Below are 20,610 nucleotides of genomic sequence, written 5' to 3' on the forward strand. Positions count from 1 at the left end.
GCGGCGGTCCAGGATCGAGTCCTGAGCCGCCGTTTTTTGTGTTTAAAATACGTTTTGAGATTGAAACCTGCCGAGCATACGCGAAGGCAAAGTCCAAGCCGTTACGACCGCAAACGCGATCCATAAAATGTCGTAACCGCCGAACATGTCGGTGAAGCTTAATTCGCCGTCGAGACTGATTCCGAACTCTTTTTCGATATCTCTGACAATTAAGTAATAATCCAAGTACTTGCCTCCGATAACGCCGCCGAGTGCGCAGATGACGGAGATGACCAAATGATTTTGCCGTAAAGACGATTTAGCCATAAAGGCGACGGCGTAGCCGACTAGCGCGCCGATCGCCCAAGCCAACAAGCCGAGCTCCTTGTTACTCTCGTAGGAAATATACCCCCAAGCGACGGCGCCGATTAGCGCGGCCGCGATCGCGGCGATGACGACGCGAGTCATCACTTGCTGCGCAGAAGCTTGCGGGGGAGCGAGCTCCGGTCGTACCTGTACTTCAAAGCGATCATTTTCCACGGGTTCACCTATTCTCATTTCGTATTTTTTGTCGAACGTTGTAAATATTCTACGTGTCAGTCGATTTCCCTTCTTTAACTATTATTTCCATACGAAATTGTCGCAAGTGTGACGACGAGTAAATCTATCGTCGAATGACAAGGGAATGTTTTTGTCATCAACGCCCCCGAATGGTATAATATTGTGCATTTGAGGGACATGGACAAGGGCGGAGGAACATCAATGTTCGCGTTAATTCAACCGTTCGCGGAAGCCAAGCTGAACCCGATGGACAAAATGTGGGTGTCGTTCATCGGGATCGGACTTATGGTGCTGGCCGCGTTAATTATTTCGTTCGCGCGAGTCAAAACAAAAGGCTGGGTAAAGCTCGTCCTGACTTTGATCGCAATCGTAATGCTTATTTACGGAATGATCTGCGGCTTATTATCGATTACTTAATTCATCGCTTCACGGAGGGACAACAGCTTGATTACGCTATCGGGGAAAACCGTAACGAAAGCCGTCGAGCCGCAAGTCGGCGCCAGCTTGCTGAAGCTAGCGCAAGAGGCGGGAGTCGATTGGCTTTACAACTGTTCGCGGGGAACTTGCGCCAAGTGCAGGTGCGTCGTGACCGAAGGCGCGTCGCTGCTCGCGGAATCGACCGACGAAGAATGGGACCGTCTCGGGCCGGAGGAGCTGGACGCGGGTTACCGGCTAGGCTGCCAAGCCGTCATTGCCAAACCCGGCGCGATCTCGGCGAAAAATAAACCTTATTTCTAACCTCCCAATCACAAGCAGGAATGGAAGTGACTCTTATGCATACCGGTGATCCCGTAATCGCTCTTAAGCGCTTGGCGGAGCTATTGGATGGCTGCGGTGCCGGGTGGGTCGTCGGCGGCAGCACGGGGCTTGCGCTTCGCGGAGCGAAGCTGGACCAAGCTCCTCGGGATCTGGATATTTATGCGGACAGAGAGGCTGTACCCGTCATACATGCGCGGCTTGCCGCTTACGCGATAGACGTTCCTTCGGATAACGAGACGGAGCGTTATCGCTCGGTATTGTCGCATTACCGGCTGGACGATACGATCGTGGAGCTTGTCGGCGATTTCCGGGTCGTTGCTCGCGGATCGACTTACCGTACGGAGGTAGGGCAATCGCTTTATCCGTACGGCGATCCGGTGGAGGCGGCAGGGACGACGGTCAAGCTCGTCCCGCTCGGTCACGAGCTCATCTTTAATTTGCTCCGCGATCGGATGGATCGCGCGCGCCTCGCCGGACAGTTGATCGCGGCGGATGCGTCGCGTCAGCTGCCGATCTTGCAGGCGTTGATCGACCGCAATCAGTTGACCGACGATGTAGCGAGACTGGCTATGCGACTGGCGCAGGGCCAGGAACCAGATGGGTTAAGCCGTTCCGAGGAGGAACGCGTATGAGCAAAGAGCGTCCCGTCGTTACATTCCTTCCCGATCAATTGAAAATTGCCGTCAGGCCCGGCACGACGCTGCTGGACGCGGCGAAACGCGTGCACGCGGGCGTCCGTACCCGTTGCGGCGGAGTTGCGGGCTGCCTCATGTGCAAGGTGAACGTAGCGCCCGATCAGGCCGGCTTTTTAAAGGAGCCGACCGATGCAGAGCGGTATAAGCTTGGACCGTTGCTCGACGCCGGAGCAAGATTGTCGTGCCAGGCGCGCGTGCTGGCGGACGTTGCCGTCACGGTTCCGGAGGATCCGCTAAAGGCGGCGATCCGCAAGAAGCTAGCGGAACAAGAGGAAGACGATTGGTTTCTATAAGGCTTTCTTTAGGAGGATTTGTCTTGTTATTGAAGTTTCGTTTTTTGTCGCGCGCGGTAGCCGCCGCGATGCTATCGATAGCTTTGCTTACGCTGTCGGGCTGTCTTTACCCCGACGATCAGACACCCGGCGGCGAAGCGTCCTCGCGCGAGTCGGTGCTTGCCGTTCAAGATGCCGTGGATCGCTTTTTCCAGCAGACCGGCGTGTTGCCGATCGTGAACGCGGATCAAACCGTGCCGCTATACGAGAAATACAAGATCGACCTTGGCAAGCTGCAACGCGCGGACTATTTGGGCAGCGTGCCGCCGATCTCGTTCGAGAAGGGCGGTCGCTTCCAATTCCTTATTATCGACGAAGAGACGAAGCCGCAAGTCAAACTGCTTGATCTCGTCTTATTCCAGACGGTAGGAGACGTTCAGAAGAAGGTCGACGCCTATCGCAAGGCGCATGGAGACGCTAACCCCGCGGGCGAAGCCGTGTATCCGGGTTTCGCGAGCGTCGACTTCGACAAGCTGAACAGCGATGCGCCGGAAGTCCGCAGCAACTATTCTCATCAGCCGCTCGATTTGCTTGTAGATCAAGCCGGTCAAGTGTTCGTCGACTACGGCATCGATATCGCGACCGCGATCACGAAGTCGGAAGCGCCGCCGAAGGCGGACGCCGACCTGCGCCGGTACTTGATCGACGCTTCCTATTACGTGCCCGTTAAATCCGCGGTTTACCATTGGGTGAAGGATGGACCGCAAGCGGTAACGGAGCATTCGAACGAAGCCCAATAGTTGAACGATTATTTTTCCGAAGAGGGAGACATACGTCTCTCTCTTTTTTCATATGCTCATTGAGGAAACAATAGGAGCGCCGGCGGGCGTACGTCGGTATGGCAAACATTTTGTGCGCGCGCCGTCATAATCAGGGCATTCGCACATACAATGTTACCAGTCCAAATTCGTGTACGAGTTCCGCCCTGCAGGCGGGTCACGAAACGTTTCGCGATTACGATGGGAGGGAATCTCAGTGGAAAAAGTGGACATTTTCAAAGATATCGCCGAGCGCACCGGCGGCGACATCTACCTCGGGGTCGTGGGTGCCGTCCGTACGGGCAAATCGACCTTCATCAAACGGTTTATGGAAACCGTCGTGTTGCCGAATATCGCTCTCGAGGCAGACCGCGTCCGCGCGATCGACGAGCTGCCGCAGAGCGCCGCCGGACGTACGATTATGACGACTGAGCCGAAATTCGTGCCTAACAATGCCGTGCAGCTACGCGTGGCCGAAGGGCTAGAAGTGAACGTACGGTTAGTCGATTGCGTTGGATACACGGTCGAAGGCGCCAAAGGCTTCGAGGACGAAAGCGGGCCTCGCATGATTACGACCCCGTGGTTCGAGGAACCGATTCCGTTCCAGGAAGCGGCCGAGATCGGCACGCGCAAAGTCATTCAAGAGCATTCCACGCTTGGCGTCGTCGTGACGACGGACGGCTCGATCGCCGAAATTCCGCGCAGCGCTTACATAGGCGCCGAGGAACGCGTGGTCAGCGAGCTGAAGGAAGTAGGCAAGCCGTTCGTGCTCGTCATCAACTCCTCGCGTCCGAAGAGCGAGGAAGCGTTGGCGCTGCGCAGCGAGCTGGCCGCCAAATACGATATCCCCGTGCTTACGTTAAGCGCGGCCACGATGGGCGAAGAAGAAGTGTTCGGCGTGCTCAGGGAAGTGCTGTACGAATTCCCGGTACACGAAGTGAACGTCAACCTTCCGAGCTGGGTCATGGTGCTTAACGAGAATCACTGGCTTCGTTCGAGCTACGAGAGCTCGGTACGCGAGACGGTCAAAGATATTCGCCGTCTGCGCGACGTCGATCGCGTCGTATCTCAATTCGTGGAGTACGATTTCATTTCTCGCGCCGGCTTAAGCGGCATGAATCTCGGGCAGGGCGTCGCCGAGATCGACCTGTTCGCGCCGGACGAATTGTACGATAAAATACTTACCGAAGTGGTCGGTACCGAAATTCGCGGCAAAGATCACCTGCTGCAGCTTATGCAAGAGTTCTCTCATGCGAAGCGCGAGTACGACCGTTTCGCGGAAGCGCTCGAGATGGTCAAGACGACAGGCTACGGCATCGCCGCCCCTTCTCTCGCGGAGATGGTGCTCGACGAGCCGGAGTTGATCCGCCAAGGCTCGCGCTTCGGCGTAAGGCTGAAAGCGACCGCGCCTTCCATCCATATGATCCGCGTCGACGTCGAGTCGGAATTCGCGCCGATCATCGGGACGGAAAAGCAGAGCGAAGAGCTGGTCAGATATTTGATGCAAGATTTCGAGAAGGATCCGATCCGCATTTGGGATTCCGATATTTTCGGACGCTCGCTCCATTCCATCGTAAGGGAAGGCATCCAGGGCAAGATCGCCATGATGCCGGACAATGCCCGCTACAAGCTGCAAGAAACGCTCGGACGCATTATCAACGAAGGCTCGGGCGGACTTATCGCCATCATTTTGTAACGGAATATGGGTTACACGCGCCGCTTCCCCCTGTTATAATGGGAAGCGGCGTTTTTGCATGCGTAATCTTTCGACAATTTATAATTTAAATCCGATTGACATAGTAGGAATAACCAATTATATTAAGAATAATCTTATATCGAGATTATAGATAGAGACTGGGAGGCAGAGAAACATGAAGAAATCATTTGCTTTATCGCTTGCATTGCTGCTAGGAATCGTACTGGTGCTTGCGGGCTGCGGTAAAAACGACGAGAAAGCATCCGCTTCTTCCAATCCGCTTGCAGGTAAAAAGATCGCTCTGATCATGCGTCTGAACACGGGAACTTTTTCCGCGCAATATGTAGACGGCGTTAAGAAACAAATCGCAAAGTTCGGCGGCGAGGTTACGGTGCTCGGTTCTGACAACGACCTCGGCAAAATGACGACGAACTTGGAATCCGCCGTAAACCAAAAGTTCGACGGCATCCTGCTCGACCATGGCGATCCGAACGCGTTGACGGCTGGCGTTAACAAAGCGATTGCGGCAGGCATTCCTGTCGTCGCGTTCGACTCCGCGCTGAACGGCGTCGAAGGCGTAACGAACTTGGCCCAAAACGACCAGAAGCTGGCGGAGTTCACACTCGAGAAGCTAGCTGAAGAAGCCGGCGGCAAAGGTAATATCGTTAAAGTATGGGTAGCGGGCTTCCCTCCGATGGAAAGCCGTCAAATCTCGTACAAAGCGTTCCAAGGCAAATATCCCGACATTAAAGAAATCGCGGCGTTCGGCGATGCGAGCAACCCGCAGCTGGACACGCAAAATAAATTGGAAGCCGTTCTGAAACAATATCCGAATAAAGGCGACATTACTGCGGTTTGGGCATCTTGGGACGAGTTCGCTAAAGGCGCAGCCAATGCGATCAAGCAAGCGGGCCGCGACGAGATCAAAGTATACGGAATTGACCTTAGCGACGAAGACTTGAAGATGATTCAAGATCCGACTAGCCCATGGGTTGCATCCGCAGCGGTAGACCCTGCATCGATCGGTCAAGTTCAAGTTCGTTACCTGTACCAAAAGCTGAACGGCGATAAAACGGATTCCGTAGTCGAGCTGGAGCCGGTATTCGTATCCCGCGACATGCTTCCGACTGACAAAGTTATTACGACGGCTGACTTGTCGCAATACGTTGAAGGCTGGGGCAGCAGCGATCTGGGCAACACGGATGTGCTTAAGCAACTCGAAACAGATGTAGCGGCTAAGTAAAGAGTACACCACATATATCGAAGCAGGGCACGGCGCGGATAACGATGCGTCGTGCCCTGCTGTCCGATCTTCATCTACCTGAGAAGGGAGCGGTCAATCGTGACGCACTCAGCTACATACGCGGATTTGAACATGCGTAACGTTTCGAAGTCTTTCGGCGGAGTACCTGCGCTAAGCGGCGTCGATTTCGACGTCCGCGGCGGAGAGATCCATGCGTTGCTTGGCGCCAACGGCGCGGGCAAGAGCACGCTCATGAAAGTATTGTCCGGCGCTTACGAGGCGGACGAAGGCACGGTCGACATCGGCGGAGCCTCGTTCGTCTTTCGTTCGCCGGCAGACGCCAAAGCGGCAGGCATCCATTGCGTCTATCAGGAAGTGGATACTTCGCTCGTTGCGCATCTTAGCGTCTCCGAGAACATCTTCCTCGACCGGATCGCTTCGTCCAGCGGAGACAAGTGGGTAAAGTGGGGCAAGCTTCACGAGGAAGCGCGGCAATTGCTGCGCCGACTCGGACTTGCGACGCTGCAGCCGAGAACGCTCGTCCGCGATTTGACGCTGTCGGAGAAACAGCTCGTGCTGATCGCCAGATTGCTCGCGCAGGAAGCGAAGTTCGTCATCCTCGACGAGCCGACCGCCCCGCTCAGCATCGAAGAGACGGAGAAGCTGTTCGTTATTATGAAAGGGCTTAAAGCGGCTGGCATCGGCGTCATCTTCATTACGCATAGGTTGCACGAAGTGTTCGAGGTGTGCGATCGCGTAACCATTATGCGGGACGGGCAACGAGTGTTGACCGAACCTGCGTCGAACATGGATGCGGCCGGAATCGTCCGCGCGATGCTCGGCCGAAGCTTCGAGGAAGAATTCTCGAAAGTTCCGGCAACGATCGGAGAGACGGTACTGTCCGTCACGGGGCTCGAAGCGGGCAATCGCGTGAGAGGCGTCGATCTTGAGGTGAAGCGAGGAGAGATCATAGCCGTCGTCGGACTCGTAGGCGCAGGCAAAACCGAGCTTTCCCGCGCCTTGTTCGGTGCAGATCCGGTTACGAAAGGGGCCGTCGCGGTCGCTGGACGCGAAGTGCGTCTCCGTTCGCCGGCCGATGCCGTTCAAGCGGGGGTCGCTCTCGTGCCGGAAGAGCGCCGCAAGGAAGGCATCCTCGTGAAGTCGTCCGTCCTGCATAATCTGACGCTGCCTACGCTGCGCGCGATGAGCTCGTTCGGATGGATGTCCGGCAAAAAGGAGCGCGGGTTCGCGAACGATCAAATTCGCGACCTCGGCATCAAAACCTCGTCGGCTAACCAAGAAACCGGATACCTTAGCGGCGGCAACCAACAAAAAGTATCGATCGGCAAATGGCTGGGGACGCAGACGGACGTCGTTCTGTTCGACGAGCCCACCAAAGGCGTCGACGTCGGCGCCAAACGCGATATTTTCCGCATTATCGGCACGTTGGCGCAACAGGGCAAAGGCATCGTCTACTTAACGTGCGAATTCACCGAAGCGCTCGGGCTCGCCGATCGGATACTCGTCATGTGCGACGGGAAAATCGTGAAGTCGTTCGCCAGAGGGGAAGCCACGCAGGAAGATTTGCTCTATTACGCTAGCGCGGGCAGGGAGGAACACGCATGAAGAAGCATCTAATGCCGTTCACGTTTAAATATGGGGCGCTACTATTCATCGGTCTAGTCATCATCTTTTTCTCGTTCCAGAACGAGCATTTTTTCACTTATAACAACATAACGGATATTTTGCGTTCTATCTCGATCGTGACATTCGTCGCCATCGGCGTAACGATAGCGCTGGCCGTCGACGGATTCGATCTGTCGGTCGGCGCGACGATGTCGCTGTCTACGGTTGTCACCGCTACGCTCATGGTGTGGTACGAGTTGCCGTTAGTTCTAGTTATCGTCATTCCGATCGTCGTCGGCGCGATCGTCGGCTTATTGAATTCGCTGCTGATCGTCAGAATCCGCATCCCGGATTTGCTGGCGACGCTCGCGGTCATGTACATCGTGAACGGTATCCATAAAACTTATACCAAAGGCTATTCGATCTACAACAACATGCCGCTGTCGGACGGATCGACGGCGCCTGGCAAGATGCGTGAGGATTTCCTGTGGATCGGGCAAGGCAAGCTGTTCGGCGTGCCGTTCCCGGTTATTCTTATGTTGATCGCTGTCATAGCGATGCATTTGTTTTTCAAGTACACGCGCTGGGGACGCCAGCTCATCATGACCGGGGGCAACGAAGAAGCCGCGCGGTTGTCGGGCTTGCGCGTCAAGCGCGTTCGGACTTACGCTTATATCGCTTCGGGCATCTTCGCGGCAATCGGCGGAATTCTGTTCGCGGCGCGAATCGGCTCCGGGCAGATCGACGCGGGCGCGCCGTACTTGATGGAGGCGGTCGCGGCGGTGTTCGTCGGTTATTCCGTATTCGCCGCGGGGCGTCCTAACATTATTGGCACGTTCGTCGGCGCGGTGCTTATGGGCGTCATGGTGAACGGGATGACGATGATGAACATCGACTATTTTAAGACCGATATCGCCAGGGGGATCGTCCTCGTGCTCGCGCTTGCCGTTACATTTATTCACCATAATCGCAAAAAAGCTTGACCGAAAACGCGCAAACCTGCGCCCCGCTTGAAACTTCGCTTACCCCGAGTGTATAATTTCCGTGTAATCGGTTAAACAGATAACATGCCATGTACTGTAATACTTGGGGAGGTGAATGCTATGAACAAAACCGAATTGATCGCCAAAGTGGCCGAGCTGGCCGATTTGTCCAAGAAAGACGCGACCGGAGCCGTTGACGCCGTATTCGACGTCATCTCCGAAGCGCTTCAGACCGGCGACAAAGTACAGCTCGTCGGATTTGGCAACTTCGAAGTGCGCGAACGTTCCGCGCGCAAAGGACGCAATCCGCAAACTGGCGTGGAAATCGATATTCCGGCCGGGAAAATCCCTGCATTCAAGCCGGGTAAAGCGTTGAAAGACGGCATTAAATAAGATGGTCCGAGATTAGTAGAGGGTCCATTTCCTTGGGAGACGCTTGCGCGTTCCCAGCGGAAATGGTCTTTTTGCTTTAGCGAGGAAAACGAGAGAAGATGTCTCGTCGATCCATTGCAGGCTGTTGCGCCGCTATTTTCGCCTATGCTATAATTTTCCCGTAAAAGATTCGGGACGTGGCGCAGCCCGGTAGCGCGCACCCTTGGGGTGGGTGAGGTCGAGAGTTCGAATCTCTCCGTTCCGACCACGATAGAATCGAGGGTGAAATCTCCCAATGAGTAGCGCAGACGAGCAAGAGTATTTCGTCGTGAAGGCGAAAGATAACGGCGTGACGGTCATCGGATTGACCCGCGGCCAGGACACGAAATTCCACCACACCGAGAAGCTGGACAAAGGCGAAGTGTTGATCGCCCAATTCACCGATCATACGTCGGCCGTGAAGATCAGAGGTCGAGCGACGATTCTGACCAAGCACGGAGTAATCGAGGCCGGCGAGTAAAATCGCATGATGACCTAAAGAACAGGCATAGCCTGTTCTTTTTTTTGTACAAATAGTAACAGTAGCGTTTCGTAGGGGAGGGTGCCGGCATGGTTATAGCGGAAATGCGCAGATGGGGGATCTTGATCGCGCTTGGCGTAGTGGCGATCGTCGGGTTGGGACGATTAAGCTCGCTCGATGAATCTTTGCGGCAGCATCGCGCGGCATCCGCCGTGTTCGAGCCGCTCCAAGCGAAGATGCTGCGGGACGATAATCTCGTGGACGAGATGGCGAATCTCGCGGCGAGCGTAAGACTGCTTCGCGTGGAGTGGGACCACGGAATACTGGCGATCGATCTGGCGGCGGCAGCGCCGGCGGACTTATGGTTGGACGCCAAAACGCTGATAACGTTCGCTTTTAAGGACAAAAACAATGTAGGCCAATTGCTTATTCGCGTTTTTAATGGAAACAATGAGGATCACGCGTTATTGTCTTCCATCGAGACGTTACGGAGCGATTGGACGGAGAAACAGCTCGATCGGCTACGTCCGACCGATTTGGAGCTCAATCCGGAATTGGCGGGTCGAATCCGGATGACCGTCACTCCGGCTGGCAAAAGATGGAAGCGAAATTTTGCAAATTGATGAACAACGGCGTCGGCTTATGCGAGTCCAGCGCGGATATGCTATAATAGATCAAATCAACGTACGTTGCCGTCTCCCGCTAAGAGGCAGCATCGGATCTGGGGCAACATGTTCGGAGGCGGAACGATGACAAGAGCTCGAATAAGCCAATTGGCTGACAAATATATGAGCCACGATATGATTACCCTGCATACGGAATTGTCGGACTTTCCGGAAGGCAGGATTTCTTTGTTATACGCGCTATTGAGCCATCAACCGGCTGCGGCGCAGCACAAGGAATTGCTGTCGGTCGTTACGTCGCTTGTGCAAATGGGATTAGACACCCACGATTTGGTAGATAACGACTCCGCTCCCGCTAGGTCGGGCATGAAGGCGATGCGCGCGCAGCAGTTGAAGGTGCTTGCGGGCGATTATTTCAGCAGCCGGTTTTATCAACTGCTCTCGCAAGCCGGGCAGATCGATATGGTCCGCCAGTTGAGCGAAGCGGTATGCGACATCAATAGGTCGAAGATGACCCTCTATGCCAAAATGATTCAGTTAAAGCTAAGCGCCGAAGAATACGTACAGCATGCCGCCGAGATCAAGTCCGGTTTGTTTTTGTCGTTCACCGGCGTGATGGGCGGATTGTACGAACGCGTCTGGCCCGAGTTGATCGAACGTTTCAGCCGTTGCGAAGTGCTTCTGCATGAGCTAACCCGCATCCAAAAGCTGTCCAAGCTCGAAAGCAGCTGGGGCGTATGGCATATTTTGCAGGATGGCACGGAGGAAGATCGCCGAACATTGCGCGATCGCCGGGAAGACCAAGGCATAATCAAAGGATTGCTTAATAAATACGCCGTATCGGAGAAGCTAGCCGGCTTGCTTCGTCAATCGGCCGCGCAGCTGCAAGCGTTAGCGCAACGGCTCCAATCGGACAAGTTGCTCAGAGAGCTTCAGCCGCTTATCGAGCCGTTCGTGCAGGCGGCTGGGCCACAACCCGCGACGGCGTTGAAGGAGCTGGGATAACAACATGATGGATGCGGAATCCAAACAGCGCAAAGTACATGCCGTATTCGAGGATATCGCTCCGAAATACGATTTCATGAACAGCGTAATCAGTTTTAGACGGCATAAAGCTTGGCGGAAGTTTACGATGCGCAAAATGAACGTGCAGCCGGGGCAAACCTCGCTCGATCTGTGTTGCGGGACGTGCGATTGGACGATTTCGCTCGCCGAGGCCAGCGGCACCGGTAAGACGGTCGGACTCGATTTCAGCCGGAACATGCTCGATATCGGACAAGCCAAAGTCGATAAGCACGGTTTATCCGATCGCATTACGCTCGTGCAAGGGAACGCGATGGCGTTGCCGTTCGAGGACAATAGCTTCGATTTCGTAACGATCGGCTTCGGCCTTCGCAACGTGCCCGATTACGAGCAAGTGCTTCGCGAGATGCAGCGCGTCGTGAAGCCGGGCGGCAAAGTCGTCTGCTTGGAGCTGTCCAAGCCGACTTGGCAGCCGTTCAAAGCCATTTATTATTTTTATTTCAAGAAGCTGATGCCGATGATCGGCAAATTGCTAGTCAAACGATACGAGCAATACGCCTGGTTGCCTGAGTCGCTTATTACGTTTCCGGATTTGCAGGCGCTGGCGGAAATGTTCCGTGGTGTCGGCATGCGCGAAGTGAAAGCTTATCCTTTCTTCGGCGGCGTGGCGGCGTTGCATATCGGCACGAAGGGAAATGACAAGGCATGATAGCCAAAATTCGCACTTTTCTAGAAATGATCAAATTCGAGCATACGATTTTCGCGCTTCCGTTCGCCTATATGGGAGCGATTCTCGGCGCGGTCGTCGTGGATCGCCGGCTTCCCGAGTGGAGCGAATGCGGCTGGATTCTAATGGCGATGGTCGGCGCGCGCACAGCAGCGATGGGACTTAACCGCGTCATTGACAAAGCGATCGACGCGCGCAATCCGCGTACGGCTAACCGGGCGATACCGGCGGGCCTCATCAAGAGCGCTGAAGCGATCTTGTTCATCGTCGTCTCGTTCGCGTTGTTGTTCTGGGCGGCATCGCAGCTCAACAGCTTGTCCGTCAAGCTGCTTCCGTTAGCCGTATTCATGACCGTCATTTACTCGTACACGAAGCGTTTCACGTGGGCATGCCATATCGTTCTCGGTCTTACGATCGGACTCGCTCCGCTTGGCGGATGGGTAGCCGTTACCGGGGAAGTGACTTGGACCGCAATCATTCTTTATGTTACCGTAGCGATCTGGACGGCCGGCTTCGACATTATCTATGCGTGCCAGGATATCGAATTCGACCGCAAAGAAGGGCTTCATTCGATTCCTGCCCGGTTCGGCATCGCGGGAGCTTTGAACATCGCGCGCGCTTTCCACGCGTTTACGACCGTTGGCTTCGCGCTCTTGTTCGTACTGACGGATCTCGGATGGCCGTATTTCGTCGGCATGATCATTGCCGCGGGATTGTTGCTGTACGAACACCGTCTCGTCAAACCTAACGATCTCAGCAAATTGAACGCGGCGTTCTTCACGATGAACGGCGTATTAAGCGCAGTCGTCTTCGCGTTCACGTTCCTTGATCTCGTGGTGGTGAGATCGTGGTAAACGCTGCCGAACAACGCAGACCCGTCCCCGCATCGCGGAGATGGGTCGTCGGCATTACAGGAGCAAGCGGCGCTCCGTACGGCGTGAAGCTGTGCAAGGAGTTGCTGGCGGCGGGCATACACGTTCATCTCGTCGTGTCCGATGCCGGCTGGCGCGTGCTTAAGGAAGAACTGGGCTGGGATGCCTCCCGCCGGCAAGAAGCGCTCGCTTCGGCGTTCGAAGGCGCATTGCAGGCGGGAAGCATGACGTACCATCCGCTTAACGACATCGGCGCCAGCATCGCCAGCGGATCTTTCCGCGCGGAAGGCATGGTCATTATACCTTGCTCGATGGGCTCGTTATCGGCTATCGCGAACGGCGCCTCTACGAATCTATTGACCCGCGCCGCCGACGTCATGCTGAAGGAAGGGCGGCCGCTGCTGCTCGTTCCGCGCGAAACGCCGCTGTCGGCCATACATCTAGAAAACATGCTTAAGCTGGCGCGCCTCGGCGTGCGCATCATTCCGGCTATGCCGGCTTTCTATAACGGACCGCAGACGATCGAAGACATCGTCGCGTTCCTCGTCGGCAAAGTGATGGACAGCATGGGCATACCACACAATTTGTTCAAAAGATGGGGAGAATCCGATGAGTGACGGTCCTTCGCGTCCGATGCGAATCGGACGCATATCTTATACGAATGCGTGGCCGGTGTTTCACCACTTCGACGCATCCGCGCTGCGAGAGCCCGCGGAGATCGTATCGGAGCTGCCTGCCGCGCTCAATCGCAAGCTTCGCCAAGGCGAGATCGATATGGCGGCAATCTCGTCGTATGCCTTCGGCTTATCTTCCGAATCGTATTACTTGCTGCCTAATTTGTCCGTAAGCGCGAACGGCAGAGTTCAATCGATTCTATTGTTCCTGAAATCGCCCCTGGAGCAAGTCATTAACGGCACAATCGCGCTAACGACGGCTTCCGCGACTTCGGTTAACTTGCTGAAGATCATTATGGAGAAGTTCTACGGCGGTAAACCGACGTACGAGGATGCCGAGCCGTCGCTCGGGCCGATGCTCGAGAACGCCGACGCCGCGTTGCTCATCGGCGACCATGCCATTCGCGCCTCCTGGGAGCAACACGGCTATCGCGTGCTTGATCTCGGGGAAGTGTGGAACGTATGGACGGGCCATTGGATGACGTTCGCGGTATGGGCCGTGCGCCGGGAAGCCGCCGAAGCGAATCCGGAAGCGGTGCGCGCGATCTACGACGGCTTGATCGAGAGCAAGCGGCGAGCTTCCGAAAACCTGGAACCTATCGTCGAGAAGGCGATGCAACAGATTGGCGGCACGTCCGAATACTGGTACAATTATTTCGCGAATTTATGTCACGATTTCGGTCCGCAGCAGAAAGCGGGCCTCTCGCTGTATTTTCGTTACGCGCAGGAGCTCGGTCTTATCGATCGTCCGGTCGAGCTGCTGGAGCTTCCGCTGCCGCGCGTCGCGGAAAACTTTATTTAGTCCGCAGGTGACCCTATGAAAATGATGCAACTATACGCCGCGTTAAAATCAGATTTGCAAGCGATAGAAGATCGCATGGCCGTAACCGTAACGTCCGACTTTCCGATGCTGAGCGAAACTTCGCTCCATCTGCTTAAGGCGGGCGGCAAACGGCTGCGGCCCGTGGTCGTGTTGCTTAGCGGCAAATTCGGCGACTATTCTCTCGAAACGCTGAAGCGAGTGGCGGTGCCGCTCGAGCTGATCCATATGGCAACGCTCGTGCATGACGACGTCATCGACGACGCCAATACCCGCCGCGGCCAACTTACGGTCAAGTCCAAGTGGGACAACCGTATCGCCATGTACACCGGGGACTACATATACGCCAAGGCACTTACCGTCGTGACGGAGCTCGATAAAGTGCGGATTCACCAGATTTTGTCCGGGGCGATCGTGCAAATGTGCCTCGGCGAGATGGAGCAAATTCGCGACTTCTTCAACGTTGAGCAAAGCGTTCGCAATTATTTGCTTCGCATTCGCCGCAAGACCGCGTTGCTCATCGCGATTAGCTGCCAGCTTGGCGCTATGGCGACCGATGCGCCGGACCGGGTCAGCAACGCGCTGTACCGATTCGGCTACAATGTCGGCATGGCGTTCCAGATTACGGACGATTTGCTGGACATTTGCGGCACGGAGAAAGCGATCGGCAAACCGCCGGGCAGCGATCTCAGGCAAGGGAATATTACGCTGCCCGTTCTATACGCGCTTAAGGACGAAGTCATTAGGGACCAATTGCTGCGCGAGATCGATCTGATCCGCGAAAACAACGGTCAAAGCGGATCGGCGGCCGCGGTTCAGCTCGTACGCTCCAGCCGAGGAATCGGGATGGCCGAGCAATTGGCGGATCGCTACATCGACAAGGCGTTGAAAGCCTTGAACGGCTTACCGGATATACCGGCTAAGCGAAATCTCATGGATATTGCCCGATTTGTCGCGAAACGGAGTTATTAGGACAAAAGTTGTGGTAAAATGAGGGTCAAACCGCAGCTTGCGAAGTTGAGAGGAGCGAGTATATGGAGAGAACTTACTTAATGATTAAGCCCGACGGAGTCCAGCGCGGACTGATCGGCGAGATCGTCTCCCGCTTTGAGCGCAAAGGACTTAAGCTCGTCGGCGCCAAGCTGATGAACGTGTCGCTCGAGCGCGCCAAGCTTCACTATGCCGAGCACGAAGGCAAAGATTTCTACGAGCGTCTGCTTGTTTTCATTACGGCGGGCCCGGTATTCGCGATGGTGTGGGAAGGCGATCAAGCCGTTGCGCTGTGCCGAGCGTTGATCGGCAAGACGAATGCGCTGGAAGCCGCTCCCGGAACGATCCGCAGCGACTTCGCGATACATACGAATTTCAATCTGATCCACGGATCGGATTCTCATGATAACGCCGAACGGGAAATCGGTATTTTCTTCGCCGATGACGAGCTCGTCGCATACGACAAAGCGATTCAGGTGTGGATATAACACAACAGGGGAGAGAGTCCGCGTCATGGGAGACAGAGGAACGAATCCGATTACGAACGTCAACTCGCCGGAGGATGCAGATTTCATCCAATTCGTCGCGAACATCAAGAAGTTCACTTCGATCGATTTGTCGCAGTACAAGGAGAGCCAGATGCGTCGGCGTCTGACGACGTTGCGCATGAAACACGGCTTCAATACGTTCGCTGCTTACTTCTCTGCCATAACGGCCGAGCCGAGGCTTCGCAACGAGTTTCTCGACCGGATGACGATCAACGTATCCGAGTTTTGGCGCAATCCGAACCGCTGGCAAGTGCTGAAGGATCGTTTTTTACCTGCCATGATACAAGAAAACCCTCGCCTGAACCTATGGAGCGCCGCTTGCTCGACCGGAGAAGAGCCGTATACGATCGCGATGATCCTCGACTCGCTCGGCGTGCTGGATCGCGCGTCTTTGCTCGCGACGGACCTCGATGAAGGCGTTCTGGCGAAAGCGAAAGACGGCAGCTATCTAGAGCGGTCGCTTCGCGACGTGCCGGCGTCTTTCAAGTCGAAGTATTTTACGGAATCCGAGGGCGCGTTCAACGTTAACGATAAGCTGAAGCGCGCGGTGAAGTTTCAAAAGCAGAACCTGCTCCTCGACAAGTTCGGGGATAGGTTCGATTTGATCGTCTGCCGCAACGTCATGATCTATTTCACCGAAGAAGCCAAGCATTTGCTGTATGGTAAATTCGCTCAGGCGCTCAGACCAGGCGGATTGTTGTTCGTCGGGAGCACCGAGCAAATTTTCTCTCCGGGCCAATACGGGCTCGAGACGGCCGATACTTTTTTCTACAAAAAGACATAAATCGCGTATGTTCGTAAACCTTCCAACCGATACTACGTATTATCGAGCTTGACGGAGGGAACGAATGGACAAACGAAAAGTAATAGCCGCATATCGCCGAGGATTGATTTCGGTACAGGAATGCGCGCAAATTCTCGGTTTAGATAATACGCAGCTATTAACCTATATGAGGGAAACCCGCACTAGCCAGCCGGCGGGCCCAAAGAAACAGTCCGTCCGAAGTTGACGGGCTGTTTTCTTGTCAAACGCTTTAACGCTGTAATATAATGAGCAAAGAGTTCACGGCTTTAGTGGCAAAAGGGAGGAACTGGGGTTGACTTTACGTTATTTGACAGCGGGGGAAACGCATGGTCCGCAGCTTACCGCAATTATTGAGGGATTACCTAGCAACTTGGAGCTTGATTTCGAAGCTTTGAATTTTCAATTGCAACGCCGCCAGAAGGGGCATGGACGCGGTCGCCGGATGCAGATCGAGACGGATACGGCTCAGATCGTCGGCGGAGTTCGGCATGGCCGGACAACGGGAGCTCCCGTTGCGCTTGTCGTAGAGAACAAGGACTGGAAGCATTGGACGTCCGTCATGAACGTCGAGCCGATCGAAGGCGGAGACGAAGCGAAACGCCGCGTTCACCGGCCGCGTCCGGGTCATGCTGACCTGAACGGCGGACTGAAATATAATTTGAAAGATTTGCGTAACGTGCTCGAGCGTTCCAGCGCGCGCGAGACTGCGGCACGCGTAGCTTGCGGTGCAATCGCTCGCCAATTGCTGGCGCACTTCGGCATTAAGGTGGCGGGCCACGTCGTATCGATCGGGGATGTCGTAGCGGCAACTCCGAATCTTCCGATCGACGAGCTTATCGAGCAGACGGAGGCTTCTCCGGTTCGCGTCGTCGACAAAGACGCCGAGCAGAAGATGATGGACTTGATCGATAAGATGAAAGCCGACGGAGATACGATCGGCGGCATCGTCGAATGTATCGTCGAAGGGTTGCCTGTCGGACTAGGCAGCCATGTCCAATGGGATCGCAAGCTCGACGGACGCATCGCGCAAGCGGTCGTCTCGATCAACGCGTTCAAAGGCGTTGAAGTCGGAATCGGCTTCGAAGCAGGCCGCATTCCGGGCTCGCAAGTACACGATCCGATTATGCACAGCGCGGAGCAGGGCTTCTATCGCGCTTCCAATAACGCGGGCGGATTCGAAGGCGGCATGACGACCGGCGAACCGATCGTCGTTCGCGGCGTTATGAAGCCGATTCCTACGCTGTATAAACCGCTTGCCAGCGTAGACATCGACACGAAAGAACCGTTCACCGCGCAAGTCGAACGTTCCGATGCATGCGCGGTTCCCGCTGCTAGCGTCGTCATGGAACACGTCGTCGCTTGGGAAGTCGCGAAGGCGTTCATGGAGAAGTTCGGCGGAGATTCGATGGAAGAGATCGCGGCCAACTTGAGCAATTATTTGAGCCAAGTGGAGGCTTACTAATGGCCGGAGAGGTTCGGGAGCTGAAGGTTGATCTCGGGGAACGCTCCTACCCGATCTACATCGGTACCGGACTGCTTGACGGGATCGGCGAGCGCTTTTTGGAGCGCCGGTTCCCAGTCAAGTCGCCGATCATGCTCGTTACGGATGAGTCGGTCGCCGACCTGTACGCGGATCGTTTGGAAGCTTCGTTCGCTGCGGCCGGATACAAGGTGACTACCGCGGTCGTACCGTCGGGCGAAGCGACTAAATCGCTCGAAATGCTCGACGAGTTGATCGGAGTCGCCCTGCAAGGGGGACTCGATCGAAAGTCGACCGTCGTCGCCTTGGGCGGCGGAGTTATCGGCGATCTTGCGGGCTTCGTCGCGGCTACCTACATGCGCGGCGTCCGGTTCGTACAAGTGCCGACGACGATTCTAGCGCACGATAGCAGCGTCGGAGGCAAAGTCGCGGTCAACCATTCGTTAGCGAAAAATATTATCGGCGCTTTCTATCAGCCGGAATTCGTGCTTTACGATCTGGATACGCTTGCAAGCTTGCCGATCCGCGAAGTACGCGCGGGGTTATCGGAAGTGATCAAGCACGGACTTATATGGAACGCGGATTTCGTGAAGTGGTGCGACGATAACGCGGACCGGTTGCTCGGTCTTGATCCGGAGGCGCTCGGCTATGCGTTGTACGAGGGCTGCAAGGTGAAGGCGACCGTCGTGTCGCAGGACGAGCGCGAGAACGATTTGCGCGCGATTTTGAATCTCGGCCATACGATCGGGCATGCGCTGGAAGCCGTCGCCGGTTATGGCGAGCTCGTGCACGGGGAAGCGATCGCGATCGGCATGGTCGGATCCGCTCGGTTAGCCGCTCGGTTCGGCTATTCGCCCGACATCGCGGAGACGACGGAAGCGATTTTCCGCAAGTTCGGCTTGCCGGTGCGTATACCGCACGAGATCAACACGGACGAAGTCATGAGCGCGATGCTCCACGATAAGAAGTTCCAAGAAGGTCAAATGGTATTCGTCGTTCCGACTGCCATTGGCACCGTAGAAATTCGCAATGACGTTCCCGTCTCATGGGTGAGGGAGATCGTGGACGGACTAAGAGAGGGGAAATAGGCAGTCATGAGCGTAAGAGGTATTCGCGGTGCTATAACGGTAGAGGTTAACGAAGAAAAAGCGATTTTAGACGCGACGATCGTGTTGCTTAACAGTATCGTGGAAGTCAACCGGTTCGTGCCGGAGGACATCGCGTGCGTATGGGTAACGGTGACCCACGATCTGGACGCGACGTTCCCGGCGCGCGCCATTCGCCAAATGTCCGGCTGGGAGCTCGTGCCGCTCATGTGCTCGCTTGAAGTGCCGGTCAAAGGCAGTCTCCAGAAATGCATCCGCCTCATGGTGATGGTGAACACCGATGCGTCGCAGTCCGACATTCGCCACGTCTACCTCGGCGGCGCGCAAGTGCTTCGTCCGGACTTAAGTGCTAAGTAGGGATGTTTGAGGCACTAGGGCGATTGACTAGCCTGTTTCTTCGAATTAAACACATGCGGTGTTGCTAAATCCGACTGAGTTACTCAATTCGGTGAAATAAGCACATGTGGTGTGTCTAAAAGTGCAAATGGCGCTCTTTCCGTTGAAATAAGCACATTTAGTGTGGCTAAATGCGTTTGAGTTACTCAATCTACCCAAATAAGCACACAAAGTGTGACTAAATGGATTGTGGTTGCTCGATTCTGCGAATTAAGCACTCGCGATGTGACTATTGTTTGTGTACGAGCTATTGTAACTACATATTTGAACGTGAAGAACACGTCGTTCGACTCCTAAGGGAGCGGGCGGCGTTTTTTATTTTGAGGAGGGTGGATATGTTCGAGTTGGCGTACGGGAAGTTTCTCAAAGAACAGCAACGATCCTCTAGCGGTATGAGATTGGAGATGTTGAAAAAGCATGGTCCGGGAGAGAGGAAGTTACTTGAATTGCTATGGTCGGTGTTTAAATCATTCGAAGGTATTGAACTGGAATATGAGGTAGTTACAAGTACGGGCGTACGCAATTATATCGATGCCTTCTACAAACCTTTGCGGATTGCCTTCGAAGCGGAGGGGTTCGTCGTGCATGCGGAGAAAATTACGCGGGACAGATTCGATTCGGAGAAGAACAAGGTTAGATCGGTTGGTATTGCGGGATATTTGTACTTCCCGTTCTCCTGGGACGAGATGGACAAAAGACCCGAATTGTGCAAACGTTCGATCTACGAGGTACTTGGTCAAAGATCGACGGGGGTGGAAACGGAGTACCTGCATCTTGCGCCTTATGAGCGCGAGATTATTCGCCTTGGTTTGCGTTTAACGGAAGGATTCCGAATATCCGATATTCGGGAGTGCTTGCAATGCAGCGCGGGTTTAGCCAGTAAACTAGTGAAAAGCCTCCACCACAAACGCATCCTTCGCCCCGCCAATCCCGAAGCCCGTCGTCATCACCGCTACCTTTTGGAGGACGATGCGCACAAGCATTTGCGTTGAAAAGTTGCTCAAAAACGGTTGACGCCCGGG

General features: G+C 55.0%; 25 protein-coding genes and 1 tRNA gene. 25 read left to right on the plus strand and 1 reads right to left on the minus strand.

The features are described from left to right. Window positions 1–42: 42 nt before the first annotated feature. Entirely contained in the window at window positions 43–519 is a 477-nt protein-coding gene (locus ACFPQ4_RS20140) for a hypothetical protein (RefSeq protein ID WP_378113699.1), read from the minus strand. A 258-nt stretch (window positions 520–777) separates the two neighbouring features. Between ACFPQ4_RS20140 and ACFPQ4_RS20145 the strand changes: the two genes are divergently transcribed. The 25 genes from ACFPQ4_RS20145 to ACFPQ4_RS20265 all read left to right on the plus strand — a co-directional run bounded on the left by ACFPQ4_RS20145 (window position 778) and on the right by ACFPQ4_RS20265 (window position 20,580). Beyond that, entirely contained in the window at window positions 778–957 is a 180-nt protein-coding gene (locus tag ACFPQ4_RS20145; RefSeq protein ID WP_378113930.1) for a DUF2768 family protein, read from the plus strand. A 27-nt stretch (window positions 958–984) separates the two neighbouring features. Further along, window positions 985–1,278: a 2Fe-2S iron-sulfur cluster-binding protein gene (locus ACFPQ4_RS20150; RefSeq protein ID WP_378113700.1), complete on the plus strand. Its 294-nt coding sequence runs from the start codon at window positions 985–987 to the stop codon at window positions 1,276–1,278. Window positions 1,279–1,313: 35 nt separating this feature from the next. Continuing rightward, window positions 1,314–1,931 carry a nucleotidyltransferase domain-containing protein gene (locus ACFPQ4_RS20155; RefSeq protein WP_378113931.1) on the plus strand — a complete coding sequence of 206 codons (618 nt, stop codon included), beginning with the start codon at window positions 1,314–1,316 and terminating at the stop codon, window positions 1,929–1,931. Beyond that, on the plus strand, window positions 1,928–2,287 hold the full coding sequence (locus tag ACFPQ4_RS20160; protein WP_378113701.1) for a 2Fe-2S iron-sulfur cluster-binding protein: 360 nt from the start codon (window positions 1,928–1,930) through the stop codon (window positions 2,285–2,287). The genes ACFPQ4_RS20155 and ACFPQ4_RS20160 overlap by 4 nt, the downstream gene beginning before the upstream one ends. 23 nt (window positions 2,288–2,310) lie before the next feature. Continuing rightward, entirely contained in the window at window positions 2,311–3,066 is a 756-nt protein-coding gene (locus ACFPQ4_RS20165) for a DUF3939 domain-containing protein (RefSeq protein ID WP_378113702.1), read from the plus strand. A gap of 235 nt (window positions 3,067–3,301) precedes the next feature. Next, the gene (gene spoIVA / locus ACFPQ4_RS20170; RefSeq protein WP_378113703.1) at window positions 3,302–4,780 is read left to right on the plus strand and encodes a stage IV sporulation protein A; all 1,479 of its coding nucleotides are present in this window, start codon (window positions 3,302–3,304) and stop codon (window positions 4,778–4,780) included. A gap of 175 nt (window positions 4,781–4,955) precedes the next feature. Continuing rightward, window positions 4,956–6,023 (plus strand): sugar ABC transporter substrate-binding protein, encoded by a 1,068-nt coding sequence (locus tag ACFPQ4_RS20175; protein ID WP_378113704.1) that lies wholly within the window; start codon window positions 4,956–4,958, stop codon window positions 6,021–6,023. A 132-nt stretch (window positions 6,024–6,155) separates the two neighbouring features. Beyond that, window positions 6,156–7,649, plus strand: a complete 1,494-nt coding sequence (locus tag ACFPQ4_RS20180; RefSeq protein ID WP_378113932.1) for a sugar ABC transporter ATP-binding protein — start codon at window positions 6,156–6,158, stop codon at window positions 7,647–7,649. Then, the gene (locus ACFPQ4_RS20185) at window positions 7,646–8,632 is read left to right on the plus strand and encodes an ABC transporter permease (RefSeq protein ID WP_378113705.1); all 987 of its coding nucleotides are present in this window, start codon (window positions 7,646–7,648) and stop codon (window positions 8,630–8,632) included. The genes ACFPQ4_RS20180 and ACFPQ4_RS20185 overlap by 4 nt, the downstream gene beginning before the upstream one ends. A 120-nt stretch (window positions 8,633–8,752) precedes the next feature. Next, window positions 8,753–9,025, plus strand: a complete 273-nt coding sequence (locus ACFPQ4_RS20190) for an HU family DNA-binding protein (protein WP_378113706.1) — start codon at window positions 8,753–8,755, stop codon at window positions 9,023–9,025. 170 nt (window positions 9,026–9,195) lie between these two features. Next, a tRNA-Pro gene (locus ACFPQ4_RS20195) sits at window positions 9,196–9,272 on the plus strand. Between the two features lie 27 nt (window positions 9,273–9,299). Continuing rightward, window positions 9,300–9,524, plus strand: a complete 225-nt coding sequence (mtrB, locus tag ACFPQ4_RS20200; protein WP_378113707.1) for a trp RNA-binding attenuation protein MtrB — start codon at window positions 9,300–9,302, stop codon at window positions 9,522–9,524. An 89-nt stretch (window positions 9,525–9,613) separates the two neighbouring features. Further along, complete coding sequence (locus tag ACFPQ4_RS20205) at window positions 9,614–10,147, plus strand: hypothetical protein (protein WP_378113708.1); 534 nt, start codon at window positions 9,614–9,616, stop codon at window positions 10,145–10,147. Between the two features lie 126 nt (window positions 10,148–10,273). Next, entirely contained in the window at window positions 10,274–11,152 is an 879-nt protein-coding gene (locus ACFPQ4_RS20210; RefSeq protein ID WP_378113709.1) for a heptaprenyl diphosphate synthase component 1, read from the plus strand. 4 nt (window positions 11,153–11,156) lie between these two features. Continuing rightward, the gene (locus ACFPQ4_RS20215; RefSeq protein ID WP_378113710.1) at window positions 11,157–11,879 is read left to right on the plus strand and encodes a demethylmenaquinone methyltransferase; all 723 of its coding nucleotides are present in this window, start codon (window positions 11,157–11,159) and stop codon (window positions 11,877–11,879) included. Beyond that, window positions 11,876–12,751, plus strand: coding sequence for a UbiA-like polyprenyltransferase (locus ACFPQ4_RS20220; protein WP_378113712.1), 876 nt, complete (start codon window positions 11,876–11,878; stop codon window positions 12,749–12,751). Before ACFPQ4_RS20215 ends, ACFPQ4_RS20220 begins: the two co-directional genes overlap by 4 nt. Continuing rightward, window positions 12,742–13,386, plus strand: a complete 645-nt coding sequence (locus ACFPQ4_RS20225; RefSeq protein WP_378113933.1) for a UbiX family flavin prenyltransferase — start codon at window positions 12,742–12,744, stop codon at window positions 13,384–13,386. The genes ACFPQ4_RS20220 and ACFPQ4_RS20225 overlap by 10 nt, the downstream gene beginning before the upstream one ends. Then, window positions 13,379–14,245 (plus strand): menaquinone biosynthetic enzyme MqnA/MqnD family protein, encoded by an 867-nt coding sequence (locus tag ACFPQ4_RS20230; protein ID WP_378113713.1) that lies wholly within the window; start codon window positions 13,379–13,381, stop codon window positions 14,243–14,245. The genes ACFPQ4_RS20225 and ACFPQ4_RS20230 overlap by 8 nt, the downstream gene beginning before the upstream one ends. Window positions 14,246–14,260: 15 nt before the next feature. Continuing rightward, complete coding sequence (locus ACFPQ4_RS20235; protein ID WP_378113714.1) at window positions 14,261–15,235, plus strand: polyprenyl synthetase family protein; 975 nt, start codon at window positions 14,261–14,263, stop codon at window positions 15,233–15,235. A 62-nt stretch (window positions 15,236–15,297) separates the two neighbouring features. Then, on the plus strand, window positions 15,298–15,741 hold the full coding sequence (gene ndk / locus ACFPQ4_RS20240; RefSeq protein WP_378113715.1) for a nucleoside-diphosphate kinase: 444 nt from the start codon (window positions 15,298–15,300) through the stop codon (window positions 15,739–15,741). A gap of 25 nt (window positions 15,742–15,766) precedes the next feature. Continuing rightward, the gene (locus ACFPQ4_RS20245; RefSeq protein WP_378113716.1) at window positions 15,767–16,585 is read left to right on the plus strand and encodes a CheR family methyltransferase; all 819 of its coding nucleotides are present in this window, start codon (window positions 15,767–15,769) and stop codon (window positions 16,583–16,585) included. 313 nt (window positions 16,586–16,898) lie between these two features. After that, window positions 16,899–18,068, plus strand: coding sequence for a chorismate synthase (gene aroC, locus ACFPQ4_RS20250; protein ID WP_378113717.1), 1,170 nt, complete (start codon window positions 16,899–16,901; stop codon window positions 18,066–18,068). Beyond that, complete coding sequence (gene aroB, locus ACFPQ4_RS20255; protein ID WP_378113718.1) at window positions 18,068–19,174, plus strand: 3-dehydroquinate synthase; 1,107 nt, start codon at window positions 18,068–18,070, stop codon at window positions 19,172–19,174. Before aroC ends, aroB begins: the two co-directional genes overlap by 1 nt. A 6-nt stretch (window positions 19,175–19,180) precedes the next feature. Further along, entirely contained in the window at window positions 19,181–19,549 is a 369-nt protein-coding gene (aroH, locus tag ACFPQ4_RS20260) for a chorismate mutase (RefSeq protein WP_378113719.1), read from the plus strand. Between the two features lie 374 nt (window positions 19,550–19,923). Continuing rightward, on the plus strand, window positions 19,924–20,580 hold the full coding sequence (locus tag ACFPQ4_RS20265) for a hypothetical protein (RefSeq protein WP_378113720.1): 657 nt from the start codon (window positions 19,924–19,926) through the stop codon (window positions 20,578–20,580). Window positions 20,581–20,610 lie beyond the last annotated feature (30 nt).

Origin of the sequence: Cohnella yongneupensis (genome assembly GCF_042655785.1) — a bacterium.
Lineage (GTDB): Bacteria > Bacillota > Bacilli > Paenibacillales > Paenibacillaceae > Cohnella > Cohnella yongneupensis.